Here is a 15,228-nt window from a genome sequence, read left to right on the forward strand (position 1 = left end):
CCCGCTGAGCCTGCGTAATGTCTTTGCGTCCCATGGTTCACCTCGTTCTGGCTGTGAAGCCCTCTCGGGATGTCCAGAAAGATTAGACCACCTCACCCACCCTCGCTGCTCAGACAGTCCTCCGCGTTCGGTCCGGAAGGCCGCTGCGCGGCCCATGTATCTATTTGGCCTGCGGCCGCTCACTTGTGCGGAACTCGCCTCGAGGGTGGGCACCGAAGGCTCTCCCGGGCCCTGAGGCTCGCGCGGGTCGAGCCAAAGCGCGCAGCAGCATCGTCGGCAGCACGCCGCACAGGCGCGAGGAAGGTGTTCGGCAACCGGGTACCCGCAGCTTCCGCATCCGCCCGGGGTTCCGGCAGCGGCCGGGACCGGCGACGAACCACGCAACGGCTCTCCTTCCACTCAGCCGTATCGTCGTGAGAGACCTTGGTGTCCACCCTCGAGGCGAGTTCCGCACAAGTGGAGCGGCCGTAGGCCAGATAGATACGCGGGCCGCGCAGCGGCCTTTCCCCTACGAAACGCGGAGGACTGTCTGAGCTGCGAGGGTGGGCACCAAGGTCTCCCCCGCGAAGCGCCCAAGTGTAGAGAGCGAGGGCGCAGCCGAGCCCGCGAAGCCGAAGGCGAGCCATGGGCGAGGTGCAAGGTGCGAAAGAATGCCGGCCTGAAAGCCGAGCGCCCGGCCCCGGTAATCCACGATGAGCCAAAAAAAAGCCGGCGCCCTTGGGGTGCCGGCTTCGATCTGGGGCGGTCCTTTGCCCCGAGCGCTATCGCCGCTGAAGCGGCTCCCACATCGCCGATGAATCGGCTCCTACAGGGGTTAGAACGTGTACTTGACGGTCAGCTGGACCGACCAGCGCTGGGCGAGGTCGTCGTTGTTGTTGACGTAGGTCGGGATGGCCAGCGGCTGGTAGTTATTACCCGAGGAGTAATTCTTGCCCGTGATGTCGTAGATGTACTTGTTCGTCGCGGTGTCGATACCGGCGTAGTCGGCCAGACCGCGGCCGCCCGGGAAGTTCACGCGCTTCTCGATACCCCAATGCTTGTTCAGCATGTTGGTGAAGTTGTAGATATCGAACTTGATCAGGCCCTTGTTGCCCTTGAAGATGCCCGGGATTTCCTGGCTGAAGCTCAGGTCGATCTGGTTGATCCAGCCCGCACGGTCGCCGTTACGCGCGGCCGTCTTGCCCTGCTCGTGCTTGAGGTAATCGTTGTTCTGGATGTAGTCATAGAACGACTGCTGCAGCGCCGCGCTGGTACCGGCCTTGAACTCCACCTGACCTTCCTTCGGAACGAAGGCCACGTCGTTGGTGAGGCCGTCGCCGTTGGCGTCGTTGCCGAAGGCCCATGTGTACGGGGCAGCCGAATGGCCGTCGTAGAACATGCTGGCGGTGGTGGCGTAGTCGCCGAAGAACGCGTGCTGCCAGGTCAGGGCGGCGATCACGCGACGCGGGGTCGAGTAGTTCGACGTGCTGGCCTTGTCTTCGTTCGAGTTGAGAACGAAGTTGTTGTTGTAGTTCGAGCTGGCGACGCTGGACGTGCCCGGGTTGACTTCCGTCGAACGGGTCCAGGTGAAGCCGACCATGCCGGACCAGTCGTTGGAGAAGTTCTTCTTCATCGACAGTGCCAGGCTGTCTGCCTCGCCCTTGCTCGTGTTGCCCAGCTCGATCGTGCTGCCGGAGAACTTCGAGTTGGCATTGGCGCGCGAACGCTGGCCGGTCGAATTGGTCGCACCGTTGGTCAGGAAGTAGTTATCGCGACCGTCCGGTGCCGAGCGCACCGGCGCACCCAGGTTGATGTTCTTGAAGTAGATGGCATCGCGCTGGTCGATATGCTCATAGTCGACCGTCGCGATCAGGCCCCACCACGGCAGCTCCTTGTCGAAGCCGAGGCTCAGCTTCCAGGCGGTCGGGATGTTCCAGTCCTTGGTGACGGTGTTAACCGTCATCTGGCCACCGGCACGGCCGTCGTTCTGAGCGTTGGCGTTGGGGCTGAATGCCGGCAGGTTGGCGCCCGTGCAAGGTGCTACGCCACCGCTGTTCGGTCCGCAGACGAACTGCGTCTGGGTCACGCCGGAGTTCGAGAAGATGTTGCCCAGCCACACCGCCGGCTGGTTGGTCACGAACAGGCCGGCGCCACCACGCAGCTGCGTCATGTGCTCAGTGTTGAACTGGTAGTTGAACGACATGCGCGGCTGGAAGATGCGATGGCCGTCGATGTTGTACTGGTTGGTCTGGCCGTACGCGTTGGCGTAGGTCGCGTTGTACAGCGGCTTGTCGTTCATCAGCGGGATGTCAACGCGGAAGCCGTACTGGACCGACAGGTTCTGCGTTGCCTGCCAGGTATCCTGCAGGAACACGCCCCACTGCTGCAGGCTGTACTTGGCGGCGACATCGGACAGGCCCAGGCCGTTGGCCGGGCGGTTGTACGAGTACTTCCAGTAGTTGCCGTTGGCGAAGTTGGCCAGACCGTTGTTGGCACCCTGGCCGGCCGGCAGTTCTTCGAAGGTATAGCTACCGAAGGCACCCTGCAGGAACAGGTTGTAGTAGTCGTCCTTCTCGTAGTCGAAGCCGCCCTTCACGGTGTGGTCGCCGAGGTACAGCGAGCCGGCCCATGCGGCATTCCAGGACTTCACGCTCAGCACGTTCGCCTGGCTGGAGAACTCCGAACCGAACTCAACCGCGCCGCCGTTGGCGAACGTGGTCGGGTACACCGTCACGTCCGGCATGTCCGGGCCGTTCGGCACGCGGTTCTGGTCGAACTTGGCGTACGAAACCGTCGTGTCGCTGGAGAAGATGTCCGACCAGTCGTCGTAGAAGTGCAGCGCGTAGGACTTGTTGTCCGCCGTGGTGTTGTACCAGCCGCTGGAGAGCACGAGCTTGGTGTCGGAGCCCGTGATGATGGGCTTCTGTTCCTTGGTCTCGTTATAGGTGAAGCTGGCGCGGTGGTTGTCGGTGATGTTCCAGTCCAGCTTGCCGAGATAGCGCTTGTCCTGGAGATTCTGGTTACCGCCGCCGACCGTACCGATATCGCCGAGGCCGAGGTTCTGGGCGATGCTGCGGATCGAATTCAGCTGTGCCGTCGTCAGGTTCTTGACCGGAATCGCGGCGCCCGAATCCGACGGACCGTACGGGCTGCCCGAACCAATCTGCTTGCTCTTCTCATACAGGCCGAAGAAGAACAGCTTGTCCTTGATGATCGGGCCACCGACGGTGCCGCCTGCGGTGAACTGGCGATCGAAACCGGCGTACGGCTTGTTGAGCTCGTTGTCGCCGATCATGTTCTGGTTCTGGAATACGTAGTAGACCGAACCGTGGAAGTCGTTCGTACCGCTCTTGGTGACGGCGTTGATGTTGGCGCCGACGCCGCGACGCGTTGCCACGTCATAGTTCGCGGTGGAGATGTTGTATTCCTGGATCGCGTCCTGCGAGATCGGCGTGCCGAGCGTCGGCAGGCCGTTCGCGTTCAGGCCGAACGGATCGTTGGCTGACACGGAGTCGACCGTGATGTTGTTGTAGCGGCTGTTCTGGCCGACAGCCGAAATTTCGCCGCGTGCGCGATCCGAAACCACGATGCGCGGGTCGAGACGGACGACGTTCTGGATGGAACGGCCCGGGGTCGGGATCGACTCCAGTTCCTTGTTCGAGATGTTGGTCGACAGACCCTTGTTGTCCGCCGAGAACGTCTGCGACAGCGAGTTCGCCGAAACGGTCACGCCTTCGAGTGCCTGGGCGCTCGCACCGGCAGCCTGCTCGGCAGTGAGGTTCACCGCGTTGGTCTGCGCCAGCTGCAGGAACACGTTGGTCTGCTCGGCAACCGTCTGGCCGCCCTTGGTGGCGGTGACGTCGAATGGACCGCCGACGCGCAGGCCCTGGGCGGAGTAACGGCCCTCGGCATCGGTCTGGACGATCTTGGTGGTGCCGGACGGCTCGTGGACGAGCTTGACGTCGGCGTTGGCCACCGGCTTGCCGGCGGCGTCCAGGACGCGGCCGCTGATGGCGGAAGAGGTGTCCTGCGCAAAGGCAGGTGCCGCGAGCAGCGAGGCGATCGCGAGCGGCAGAAGTTTGGCGCGGATACGGCTATTCATCTAATGGTCTGCCCTGTGACTTGCAACGAAAATTCGGCCGAACGAAAGGCCACCTGGCCGTTGGGCCGGGCTGACTCAGTCGTTGAGCGTTCCCCAATTTTTTATGGTGCCGCCTGTGTGACCCGGATCACGTAATGGCTCCGGGCGGCGACACTTGTTAAGCGAACTTTAACGGGATTCTATGACAGATTCGTAACATTTTCACGTGACATTGATAAATACCACTTTTTCCTAGAGGCGCGCCCTTCCCGCGCACCTCTATGAAATTCAAGCAGTTTTACCCAGGTAACGCGCTCGCTTCGCAGGTTTCAGGGAAGCCAGATCCAACATGACGAGGCCGTCCACGCATCCGGAGAACTCCGGATCCTCGCCAAAGGCAAGAAACTGGACGCCTGTCGGCTCGACCAGATCGACGTACTGGCGGTAGAGCACTGGCAGGCTGACACCGAGGGCGTCGAGGCGGTGCTTGAGCTTGCCCAGGCCGGCGGCCGGATCGAGCCCTTCCAGCTCGGCACGGATCGCGACGCTGGTGGCATCGGGGACGACAAAGGGCAGGCGAGCGGCGGCAAGTCCTTCAACACCAAAGAAATGCTGGTGCGCCACCGTGATCCACTCGCGCGCTTCGCGCGGCATGCTGACCGACATGCTCACCGGTCCGAACACGTAGTGAAGTTCCGGGTTGCGCTGCAGGTAGAGGCCGATGCCCTGCCACAGGTGGTCGAGCGCGCGCGAACGCCAGTACGCCGGTGCGACGAAACTGCGACCGGCCTCAAGTCCCTGCGCCAGGCGCGATTCCAGCGCCGGGGAGTAATCGAAAAGACTTGAGGTATAGAGCGCCGATATACCGCGCTCCGCGATCAGACGGCCGCCGTGCCCGAAGCGGTAGGAGCCGACGATGCGCAAAGCCTTCGGATCCCAAAGCACCAGGTGCTCGTAGTACGGATCGTAGGCGTCGAGATCGCGACGCTTGCCGGTGCCCTCGCCGACGCGACGGAAGGTGAGTTCGCGCAGGCGGCCAATCTCGCGCAGCGCGGCGCTATCTTGCGAACCCTGCATCAGCAGGATGCGCTTGCCATCGGGCAGGTCGGCAAGAAATTCAGCCTTGTCGAGTTCGGCCACCACTCGCTCGATCGGTTCCGGATGCGCCAGCGGGGTCTGTCCACCGAAGACGAGGTCGCGTCCGCGACCCACGCGGTAAACGTGGCGACGCATGAGCTTGGCGGCCTGCTCGGGCGAGCCGCCGCTGAGCTGCTTGATCTCGATGGCGTCGACCAGCTTGCCGATTCGGAAACCCACGCGCTGTTTCCCCGAGGTCGCTTCGCGCGGAAGCATCGCGGTGCTGAGCGGTTTGGCCAGCATGGAAAGACCATAAAACATGGCTGAATTGCGCGCGGCGATGTGTACGGGCAATACAGGCACGCCGGTGCGCATGGCGATGCGCGCGAAACCGTCGGACCACTTGCCGTCACGCACGCCACCAGCGCCCATGCGGGACACTTCACCCGCCGGGAAGATCACCAGCACTTCGCCGGCCTCGATGCTACGGAAGATGCCGCGCATCTTCGATGCGCCACCCTTGCCGAACACGTCCACGGGCAACAGCAACGGACCGAGCTGCGGCACGGCCGCAAGCACGTCGTTACCGAGGATGCGCACGTCGCGACGCACGCTGCCGATCATCTGCAGCAGGGCGATCGCGTCGACCATGCCCAGCGGATGATTGGCGACGACGAGCAGCGGCCCCTCGACGGGAATGTTCTCGCGCTCGCGCTCGGTGATACGGCAGCTGACGCCGAGGTAGTCCAGCGTGCGTTCGCAGAAATCGAAGCCCAGCGCCGCGCCTGCGTGGTCGAGCGTCTTGTTGAAGCGAGTTTCGTGGGCGAGCTTTTCCAGCATGCCGACGAGGGGCTTGCGAAGAAGGGGGTGCTGGTCCAGCCAGGGGATGCGCTCGGCCAGGGTCTGATCGATGCTCAGCATGACTTGGGCTCCCTGTGACGTCGGACGGAGAAAACCGTGCGGGGCCGGGGCGGAGTCGTGTTTTTCATACCTTCGAACGTCCTCAGTGCCCCTTGTGGGGGCTTCGACCCATGCCCGGAGGTAGACGGCGCCTACCCCCGGACATGCTCGCGGGGAATTATGACAGCAACCCTACTGCCTCGTATGTTCATACGGCAATGTGCAGGTAGGCCGACAGACCCGTCAGGAACATCTGCACCGACAACGCGATCAGGAGCATGCCCATCAGGCGCTCCAGCGCGGTGAGAACGCTCTCGCCCAGCCATTTGAACAGGAAGGTGGAGCTGAGCAGGATGACTGCCGTCGCCAGCCAGGCCAGGAACAGGGCGATACCCCACTCCGCCGTACGGCCCGGCTGGGAATTGGTCAGCAGCAGCAGGGCGGCCATCGCCGAGGGACCGGCCACGCCGGGAATCGCCATGGGCACGATGAACGGTTCGCCCTCGCCCTGCTTGCCGAACACGCCGCCCTCGACAGGCGGAAATACCATGCGGATGCCGATCAGGAACAGCACGATGCCACCGCCGATGCTGACCGATTCCTGGCGAAGCTGCAGCACCTTGAGGATGTACTGGCCACCGAGCAGAAAGCCGATGAGTACGCCGAGGGCGATCAACAGCTCGCGCACCATCACCTTGCGGCGGCGCTGCGGCGGCACGTCCTTGAGCAGGGCCAGGAACAACGGGATATTGCCCAGCGGGTCCATGATCAGGAACAGCAGGATGCCCGCGGACAACGTCGTCATCTGCGCTTCCATTTGAAACTCCTTTGCGGCTGCCCCTTTGCGACGGGCAGCGCGGTACGTCAGTGGGTGTTGCGAATATCGAGCACGGCGCCGCGCGCATCCGCGCCGGCACCCGAGAGCAGGTAAACGATGGCTTCAGCGGAGGCCGTCGGCAGCGGTCGTTCGAGGGTGTTTTCACCGTAATAGGCGGCGCGGCGCAGGGCCGTGCGCATCGGCGCGGGAAGCAGCGCATGCACGCGCATGCTGCCCTTGCCGTTTTCCGCGTGCAGCACAGCGGCCATGCGCTCGACGGCCGCCTTGGACACGCCGTAACCACCCCAGTGTGCACGGGAGACCAGGTCGGCGTCGTCGAATACGAAGACGACGGCGCTGTCTCCAGCCTTCGTCAGCAGGGGCATGCAGGCCTGGGTGAGCGCGAACGGCGCCGAAACATTTACTTGCATCGCGCGCAGCCAGTCGTCCGGCTTGTGCATGGCGATGGGCGTGAGTTCGTTGAAATGCGCGGCGGCGTGGACCACGCCGTCGAGCCGGCCGAACTCTTTCTCCAGGCCCTCGGCAAGCGCGGCGTAGTCGTTCGGCGTGGCGCTTTCCAGGTCCAGCGGATGGATGACCGGTTCGGCGCCGCCGATGGCGACCAGCTCGTCGTAGAGCTTCTCCAGTGCACGCACCTTGCGACCGGTGATGACGACGGTCGCACCGGCGCGCACGACGGCTTTCGCGGTTTCACCGCCGAGACCGCCGGTAGCCCCGGTGACCACGACGACGCGGCCGACCAGCGAGCCGGCGGCCGGCGCCCAACCTTCAGGCAGGCCTACGGACGCCCATGCACTCACGATTCGGCCCCGGCGACTTCCGCCGCCATCCGCTTGAGTTCACCGGCGGCATGCAGATCCTCGACGATGTCGCAACCGCCGATGAATTCACCTAGCAGGAACAACTGAGGGAACGTCGGCCAGTTCGAGTAATGCGGCAGGCCAGCGCGCACGCGCGGATCCGCCAGGACATTGACCGAGAAGAACGTCGCACCGGCGGCTTCGAGCGCTTTTACCGCGCGATCGGAGAAGCCGCAGGTAGGGAATTCCGGCGTGCCTTTCATGAAAAGCACGATGGGGTGCGCCGCTACGATGGCCTTGATCTCGTCTACGACGTCCATAGGTCGGGTTTCATCATTAGAATGCTGATAGTTGCGTAGTGTAGCAGTGCCGCGCCAAGCGCCCTGCTTCGTTTTCTTTCCCCCAGCCACCGCTAAGGAGTCCTGCACATGGCGATCGAACTTCCCCCGCTGCCCTACGAGAAGAACGCCCTGGAGCCGCACATCTCCGCTGAAACCCTCGAGTTTCATTACGGCAAGCACCACCAGACCTACGTCACGAACCTCAATAACCTGATCAAAGGCACGGAGTTCGAGGGCAAGGACCTGGTCGATATCGTGAAGTCCTCCTCGGGCGGCATCTTCAACAACGCCGCGCAGGTCTGGAACCACACCTTCTACTGGCACTCGATGCGCGCCCCGGGCGGTGCCGAGCCGCCGGCCAAGCTTGCCGACGCCCTGACCAAGGCCTTTGGCGGCGTGGACAAGTTCAAGGAAGAGTTCACCAAGAGCGCCGTCGGCAACTTCGGCTCGGGCTGGACCTGGCTGGTGCAGCGCCCGGATGGCTCCCTGGCCATCGTCAACACCTCCAACGCCGCCACGCCGATCACCGGCAGCGACAAGCCGCTGTTCACCGCGGACGTGTGGGAGCATGCCTACTACATCGACTACCGCAACGCCCGTCCGAAGTACCTGGAAGCGTTCTGGAGCCTGGTCAACTGGGACTTCGCGGCGAAGAACCTCGCCTGAGTCTCCAGATGTAGGTAAGCAAAAAGGCCGGGGCGCAAGACCCGGCCTTTTTCGTTGTGGGTAGGCTTTCTGTGGGAGCCGCTTCAGCGGCGATGGGTGCTTGCCGTGACCTGGCCCGCTACCGCGGGATCGCCGCTGAAGCGGCTCCCACACGCCGCTGAAGCGGCTCCCACACTTACCCGAGAAGGTCGACGGCCGGGGCGACCTGCTCGTTGCGGCCAAGGGCGGCACCCACGTCGGCCAGCTTGGTCCGCAGGCTGCCTGCGTCCGGAGCGCAGAGGGTGGCGTGGCCCACCTTGCGGCCGGGTCGCGCTTCCTTGCCGTAGTCGTGCCAGTGGCCGTCGGCCGTCGAAAGGACTGGCGTCGGGTCGGGCATCTCGCCGATCCAATTGAGCATGGCGCTGGCCCCGCGTACACCGGTGTCGCCCAGCGGTAGCCCGAGCACGGCGCGTATGTGGTTCTCGAACTGACTGGTGTGGGCGCCTTCGATGGTCCAGTGCCCGGAGTTATGCACGCGGGGAGCCATCTCGTTGCCGAGCAGTTCGCCGCCGCAGACGAACAGCTCCAGGGCGAAAACGCCCACGTAGTCGAGGGTCTCGGCGATGGTGCGGGCGTGGCCGATGGCCGCCTGTTCCAGCGCGTCCGAAGTACCGGGGGCCGGTGCCAGGCTAAGCGAGAGCACGCCATCGACGTGCCAGTTGCGGGTCAGCGGCCAGGTGCGAAACGCCCCGTCGCGACCGCGAACGGCGACGACGGACAGCTCGCGCTCGAACGGTACGAACGCTTCGAGGATCAGCCCGACCGACGCGGCCGCCTCACCCAGCGCCGCCCACGCGGCGTCGATGTCGTCGGCGGTCTTCAGGCGAAACTGGCCCTTGCCGTCGTAACCCAGGCGGCGGGTCTTGAGGATGGCCGGCGCGCCGATCCGGGCTACGGCCCGGACCAGGTCGTCGCGGCTGTCCACGGGTTCGAAATCCGGCGTGTTCAGGCCAGAGGCGCGGAACAGGGTCTTCTCGGCCAGGCGATCCTGGGCGACGGACAAGGCGCCCGGATTCGGGAACACGTTGACGAGCCCGGCCAGGCGCTCGGCCGTGCTGGCGGGCACGTTCTCGAAATCGAAAGTGACCACGTCCACACGCGCCGCAAAGGCTTCCAGCGCCTCGTCGTCGTTCCAGTCGGCGACGACCAGCTCGCTGACCTGACCGGCACAGGCGTCGGCCGAGCCGTCGACTACCAGGGTGCGTACGCCCAGCGGCGCGGCGGCCAGTGCGAGCATGCGGGCGAGCTGGCCGCCACCGAGGATTCCGACCGTGGGCAGCTTTCGGGTCACGTACGCGGGTCCGGATTGTCGAGGACGGAACGGGTCTGTTCGGCGCGGAAGGCATCCAGCGCCGCGGCAACGGAGGCGTCATGCAGGGCCAGTACCGAGGCGGCAAGCAGGGCCGCATTGGTCGCGCCGGCGCGACCAATGGCAAGGGTTCCCACGGGAATGCCGGCCGGCATCTGCGCGATCGAGAGCAGGGAATCCATGCCGTTGAGGGCCTTGGACTGCACCGGGACGCCGAAAACAGGCAGCGCCGTCTTCGCGGCGAGCATGCCAGGCAGGTGGGCGGCGCCACCGGCACCCGCGATGATCACCTGGATGCCACGGCCACGGGCGGTATCGGCGTAGTCGAACAGGAGGTCGGGTGTACGGTGGGCCGAGACCACGCGGACCTCGTGGACGATGCCCATGCGGGTGAGCGTGGCGGAGGCGTGCTCCATCGTTTCCCAGTCCGAACGCGAGCCCATCACCACGCCAACGCGCGGTGCGTTCGCCTCGTTCACCTCGTTGGAAGTCATGGCCGGAGCACCCAAAAGTCGCTATTGTAAGTGCATTCCCGATCTACATACAGGTTGGCCCTTCGCGGCCGCTCCCATGGACAAGCGTCTTATCGACATCCTCTGCTGCCCCGTCAGCAAGCGACCGCTGCGCCCGCTCACCGCGACCGAGCGCGACAACCTCAATGGCGCCATCCGCGCCGGTAGCCTCGACACGGTCGCCGGCGAGAAGGTTACCGAGGCGATCACCGAAGGGCTCATCACCACGGACGGCAAGCTGGTTTATCGGGTGGAGGACGGCATTCCCGTCATGCTGCCCGAGGCGGGCATCGGCACGACCCAGCTGCAGGGCTTTACGACGGAATCCGGCCTCGCGCAAAATCCGTGATGCCAGTCACACTTTAAAGCATCCGTTCCCGCACAATGGCCCCTCGGGCGGGGGCCAGTAAGAATCCAGAGAAGCGTGATGACCAACGCGAGCGAGCCGTCCAATGTCGTCGACCTGAGCCAGCGCCTCGACCCGCGCAGCGAGCGCGTGGGCGAGCTCCTGGTCACGGTGCGGGGGCTCGCCACCAAGCGCCTCCACGCGCTTGCGACCAATATGTTCGAGAACATCGACGACGCCTTGTTCGACCTCGCCGAGAAGGCGGAGAACAACGCGGCACAGACCCAGTTCTTCGACGGCATGCGCGAAGTCCGAAAGAAGCGCGCCATCGTCGAGCGAACCTTCCTCGGCCAGGTCGCCCGCGACCTGGCCGATTTTTCAGCCGGCCGCACGCGCGCACCGAACGCCGACGGCGCCGCCCGCCCGCTCGCCAACATCGAGCTGAGCCTGGTCGGCGAGAACGAGCTGGAAGAGTCGCTTGCCATCACCAGCATGATCGGCAAGAACGAACAGCGCCTTGCGCGCGCCCTCTTCGCCGTCAACCAGCGCCTGTCCGTGATCTGCGGCGGCACCAAGATGGACGACGCCTCCAATCCGGTCGGCCCCGCCGCCCTTGCCTCGGCGTTCCGGCAGGCCATGCGCGAACTGATGGTCGAAGTCCGCGTCAAGCTGATCATCTACAAGTTGTTCGACCGTTACGTGCTCGCCGGCATCGACGAGCTCTACGACGACATCAACAACGAACTGGCCGCCGCTGGCGTGCTTCCGCAGTTGCGGCATGAAATCTCGACCCGCCGCAGCGATGCGCCGGCGCCCATCGGCCCGGCCACCACGGCCGTCGCGCCGCAGCAGGCCGTCGCCAGCGCACCGGTGACGGATGCCGCGGCCGCCGAGTTCATGCAGTCGCTGCACGCCCTGTTTTCCGCACGGCGCGACAGCGCGTCCATGGTCATGGGCGCGGCCACGGCCGCCCCGATCCAGACGGGTCCGCTGCCCAGCGCCGGCGAGTTGCTTGGCGCGCTGACCCTGCTGCAGAGCCAGATCGCCAGCCTTCCATCGCATGCGACACCCCTGGCCACGCAGGCCGACGTCACGCGTGATGTCGCTCACCTCAAGGAGCAGCTGCTCGCGCAGATCGGCCAGCTCCGCGGTCAGCACACCTCGCATGTGTCCGGCGTGGACGAAGACACGATCGACCTGGTGGGCATGCTTTTCGAGTTCATTCTCGAAGATCACAACCTTCCGGCCGAAATGCAGGTATTGCTCGCCCGGTTGCAGATTCCTTACCTCAAGGTGGCCCTGCTCGACCGTCGGATGTTCGCGCACAAGTCGCACCCGGCGCGTCAGCTGCTGGACGCCCTCGCCGATGCCGCCAAGGGCTGGTCGACGGAAGGCGATCGCGACGGGCGCCTGTTCGACAAGGTCAAGTCGATCGTCGAGCGCCTGCTGCATGACTTCGACGACGACGTCGTCATCTTCACGCGCCTTGCCAGCGAGCTGCAGGAATTCCTCGACATCAGCCGCAAGCGCGCCGAGCTGGCCGAACAGCGCGTCGCCGAGTCCACCCGGGGCCGCGAGAAGCTGGAGCAGGCGCGTCGCCGCGCGGCATCGGAAATCGTCAGCCGCGTCGGCGGCGCGGCACTCCCGCCGCTCATCTACGGCGTGCTCACGCGTGCCTGGGCGAACTACATCGTGCTCACCCTGCTTCGCCAGGGTGACGAGGCGCCCGAGTTCCGCGAGTCGCTGCGCTTCATCGACGACTTCATCGCCAGCGCGCGCCCGGTGTACGACCTCAACGGTCGTCGCGACGTGCGCTCGCTGCTGCCCGGCATCGAGCGCTCGCTGCGCCGTGGCCTGGCCTCGGTGGCCTTCCAGGAAAGCGACACCGAACAACTGCTCGGCCAGTTGCATGCCTTCTACCGCCAGCAACTCGGCGAATCGACCCCGGAAACGGAGTCCGGCACCCTCGTCTCCAGCGTCATGCCGCTGCCCGAAGCAATCCAGGCGATCGAAGAGCCGACGCTCGGGCCGGAACTCGATGACGAAAACGAGGGCCTGCTGGACGAAGCCTTCGACGAGCGCAACCTCGCCCAGGCGCGCGAGCTCAAGGTCGGCCAGTGGCTCGAGTTCACGGCCGAAGACGGCGCGACAGATCGCGCGAAGCTGTCGTGGGTCAGCCCCATCAGTGGCCGCTTCCTGTTCGTCAATCGTCGCGGCCTCAAGGTGGCCGACCACAGCCTCGCCGGCCTCGCCCAGGCTTTTGCCAACGGCACGGCGCGTCTGCTCGACTCGTCGCTGCTGTTCGACCGCGCCATGGATGCCATCGTCGAGCGTTTGCGCCAGCCAGACCCGAACGCTGCGGCCTGAGGCCGCGACCGTTCCCCGTCGCCGGGGAACGGACCCATGCTCGGTCTTTTGCGAAAAAGATCACATGTAGGCGATCGCCTACAGAATTGCTCCTGAGCCGTTGCTAGCATCCCTTGCGCCGCAGTCCGTGCGGTCTTTAGGGAAGACGAGCATGTCCAGATTGATACGGCGACTCATGACGTCGGTCGCTTCGTGCGCCATCGGTGCGTCAACGCTTCTCTTCGCGCCGCAACCGGCACACGCCCAGGTGGCGAATTTCCAGCCGGTCTCGGTTCCGGGATGCAATGCGACCAGCCTTGCTCAGGTGCCTGGCACAACCGACCTGTTCCTCGGGCGCCAGCTCATTAATACATCAAGCGACGGTTGCTCGGGCTCGCGGTGGAGCGTCGTACTCCTTCGCTTCGACTGGGCTAGCCAGACCTTCAGTTTCGTGAAGTATCTCGTCGCCCCCGCGGGCAACGGCATCCCGCTAGGCGTCCAATCCGACTCAACGATCACAACGGCGTACGACGCGACCGCCGCCGACGTCAACGGCGAACTATGGATGGTCTTCGAATGTGGGGGCTCCGGTTCCGCTCTCGGGCCATATGCCTCATCGTGCGCGGCGCCTATCTCACGCGGTGACTACAGCGTAGACCTCAGCCGCATGAACGTCATCGTTTCGGGCGTCGCCGCAAGCGAACCAACGACAGGAAAATCCGCGAGCGTTCCGAAGATCTTCACCTATCAAGGCGTTCCTTACGTCTACTGGAGTGCGATGGAATTCCGCGAAACAGCGGGCGGCCAGGTCGTCACTCGTCTGGCAACGCGCGGCGTGCAACTGGTACGCGACGACGCGGGCATGATGTGGGCCGCAGGCACCCAGCGGGCGTGGCCGGCCGACCAGGGCGATGAAGTGCTGGGCTCGTCCGCTGATGGAAAAGTTGGCGACCTGGAGGACGGTTTCGATGTACAGGTCATTGATGGCCGTCTGCTGATGACGTCGGGCGCCGGCACGACGGGCTGCACGACGCCGCTGTCACCCATGTTCGGTTGTTACCACCTACAGATCCGCACGTCGGCCACCCCGCTCGGCAACCACGTGTACAACGCGTGGGTGGTCAACAACGTGGCCCTGCCCTTCAATCCACATGAATACGGCAGGTTCGCCAGAGACCCATCCGGCAACTGGCACATCTTTGGCCAGTTCCTTCCGCCCATCAACACCGGTTCGGCAGCTCCAGGCAATACGGTATCTCCGAGCCAGGGGCATTTTCCAGTGACGCCCAGCGCTTTCCAGTTCGGATCCGTGGATGCCTCAGCGCAACCTGATCCAACGTCGGGACCCAATTACCTCGATGTTCCGTTCACATTACTCCGCGCGCAGAATCTCGATTGCCAGGCCGCATCCGCGCGACTGGACCCCGTCGGAAACTCTTGCGCCTCCTCGGTGGCACGGTACTGCCGGTCCCAGGGGTACGCTTCTGGCGGCATCATGGAAGAGCTGAACACCGTACAGGCCGGGGTCCTCTGCTTCCGGTCGGAACATGTAGCCTCTCCTATTGTGTCCATCAGTCAACTGACCGCGCGTGACGCCCACTGCGTGGCAGGTAACCTGTTTTCCGATTCGTGCGCAAGCGCTATTGCCGGTTACTGCAAGGCGACCGGCTTTGCAGGTGGCGGCTTCGGTCCGATGGAATACAGCAACGACGCTGCGCAGGTCGCTTGTCTCGACGGCGTCGCAGGCAACATTGTCCCGACGTCGTACACCGAGATTTCCGGCTACAACACCTGCTCGGCATCCGGGTGGCCGGGGACGACCACATGCTTCTCCGCGGTCAATCGAGCCTGCCTCGCGAAAGGCTATGCCGGGGGATACGGGATCCTTGATCACTTTGGTGACGGCGCCACCATCGGTTGCGCCCGCCGCGGCGTCCCTCGATAGCTGAAGGCGTTGGTGGCCAGGGTACGGAATTCGTCTCACGCCCTGGCTG

At 64.6% G+C, this 15,228-nt stretch carries 11 protein-coding genes; 4 read left to right on the forward strand and 7 right to left on the reverse strand.

Going from position 1 to position 15,228, the window contains the following annotated elements:
- Nucleotides 1-814: 814 nt before the first annotated feature.
- From C8J98_RS18370 to grxD, 5 genes are all read right to left on the reverse strand, one after another.
- Entirely contained in the window at nucleotides 815-4,081 is a 3,267-nt protein-coding gene (locus C8J98_RS18370) for a carboxypeptidase regulatory-like domain-containing protein (protein WP_107914745.1), read from the reverse strand.
- A gap of 267 nt (nucleotides 4,082-4,348) precedes the next feature.
- Nucleotides 4,349-6,058: a lysophospholipid acyltransferase family protein gene (locus tag C8J98_RS18375; RefSeq protein ID WP_107914747.1), complete on the reverse strand. Its 1,710-nt coding sequence runs from the start codon at nucleotides 6,056-6,058 to the stop codon at nucleotides 4,349-4,351.
- A 187-nt stretch (nucleotides 6,059-6,245) separates the two neighbouring features.
- Nucleotides 6,246-6,842 carry a YhgN family NAAT transporter gene (locus tag C8J98_RS18380; RefSeq protein ID WP_107915004.1) on the reverse strand — a complete coding sequence of 199 codons (597 nt, stop codon included), beginning with the start codon at nucleotides 6,840-6,842 and terminating at the stop codon, nucleotides 6,246-6,248.
- Nucleotides 6,843-6,901: 59 nt separating this feature from the next.
- Nucleotides 6,902-7,675 carry an SDR family NAD(P)-dependent oxidoreductase gene (locus C8J98_RS18385; protein ID WP_233260287.1) on the reverse strand — a complete coding sequence of 258 codons (774 nt, stop codon included), beginning with the start codon at nucleotides 7,673-7,675 and terminating at the stop codon, nucleotides 6,902-6,904.
- Entirely contained in the window at nucleotides 7,672-7,995 is a 324-nt protein-coding gene (gene grxD / locus C8J98_RS18390; RefSeq protein WP_107914749.1) for a Grx4 family monothiol glutaredoxin, read from the reverse strand. The genes C8J98_RS18385 and grxD overlap by 4 nt, the downstream gene beginning before the upstream one ends.
- 108 nt (nucleotides 7,996-8,103) lie before the next feature.
- On the opposite strand from grxD, the gene C8J98_RS18395 reads away from it, so the two are divergent.
- A complete protein-coding gene (locus C8J98_RS18395) occupies nucleotides 8,104-8,682 on the forward strand; it encodes a Fe-Mn family superoxide dismutase (RefSeq protein WP_107914751.1) in 579 nt (192 codons plus the stop codon).
- A gap of 175 nt (nucleotides 8,683-8,857) precedes the next feature.
- Here the strand turns inward: C8J98_RS18395 and C8J98_RS18400 are convergent, their stop codons facing one another.
- Both C8J98_RS18400 and purE read right to left on the reverse strand, forming a co-directional pair.
- Nucleotides 8,858-10,012 (reverse strand): 5-(carboxyamino)imidazole ribonucleotide synthase, encoded by a 1,155-nt coding sequence (locus C8J98_RS18400; RefSeq protein ID WP_255417752.1) that lies wholly within the window; start codon nucleotides 10,010-10,012, stop codon nucleotides 8,858-8,860.
- Nucleotides 10,009-10,524 (reverse strand): 5-(carboxyamino)imidazole ribonucleotide mutase, encoded by a 516-nt coding sequence (gene purE / locus C8J98_RS18405; protein ID WP_107914753.1) that lies wholly within the window; start codon nucleotides 10,522-10,524, stop codon nucleotides 10,009-10,011. The genes C8J98_RS18400 and purE overlap by 4 nt, the downstream gene beginning before the upstream one ends.
- A gap of 76 nt (nucleotides 10,525-10,600) precedes the next feature.
- Between purE and C8J98_RS18410 the strand changes: the two genes are divergently transcribed.
- The 3 genes from C8J98_RS18410 (at nucleotide 10,601) to C8J98_RS18420 (ending at nucleotide 15,179) form a co-directional block, all read left to right on the forward strand.
- Complete coding sequence (locus C8J98_RS18410) at nucleotides 10,601-10,891, forward strand: Trm112 family protein (protein WP_107914755.1); 291 nt, start codon at nucleotides 10,601-10,603, stop codon at nucleotides 10,889-10,891.
- Between the two features lie 78 nt (nucleotides 10,892-10,969).
- A complete protein-coding gene (locus C8J98_RS18415) occupies nucleotides 10,970-13,255 on the forward strand; it encodes a DUF1631 domain-containing protein (protein WP_107914757.1) in 2,286 nt (761 codons plus the stop codon).
- 646 nt (nucleotides 13,256-13,901) lie between these two features.
- Complete coding sequence (locus C8J98_RS18420) at nucleotides 13,902-15,179, forward strand: hypothetical protein (protein WP_146171667.1); 1,278 nt, start codon at nucleotides 13,902-13,904, stop codon at nucleotides 15,177-15,179.
- The last annotated feature ends 49 nt before the right edge of the window (nucleotides 15,180-15,228 follow it).

The organism is Luteibacter sp. OK325 (genome assembly GCF_003050935.1).
In the GTDB taxonomy this organism is placed as follows: Bacteria; Pseudomonadota; Gammaproteobacteria; order Xanthomonadales; family Rhodanobacteraceae; genus Luteibacter.